Annotated in this window: 1 protein-coding gene; it reads right to left on the reverse strand. The window is 70.7% G+C overall.

Annotation, left to right across the window (positions count from 1 at the left end; genetic code table 11):
* A partial coding sequence (locus D9V41_RS17960) for a hypothetical protein (RefSeq protein ID WP_208006917.1) occupies positions 1-413 on the reverse strand: 413 nt, incomplete at both ends.

Here is a 413-nt window from a genome sequence, read left to right on the forward strand (position 1 = left end):
GCGGACCGAGCAGGAAACTCACCAACCCCGTGGCGACGAGCGCCAGCTCGTACGTCCCCTCGAACGGGCCGATCGCGGTCGACGTTCCGAACGCCGCGAACGACCACAGCGGCCACGCGAAGATCACCGCGGCGAGCACGCCGACCGCCCACTGCTGGTGGCGCCGGGGCGGCAGAGTCAACGGCTCACTCAGCATGAACCCGGCGAAGAACACGACCGGGTATGCCGTCACCGCAGTCCACAGCGCGTCGCTCACCGACGACCCGAACGCGGTCAGGCCCGACACGACGAGCGGGACGGCCACCGCCGCGAACACGAGACCGAGGCTCACGCGACGCGTCCGGCGCAGGATCAGCAGAGCGCCGACGAGCACGACCGGGAAGAGGATCTCGCTCGCCGCCCACCAGGTCGTG

The organism is Aeromicrobium phragmitis, from assembly GCF_003674095.1.
Taxonomy (GTDB): domain Bacteria; phylum Actinomycetota; class Actinomycetes; order Propionibacteriales; family Nocardioidaceae; genus Aeromicrobium; species Aeromicrobium phragmitis.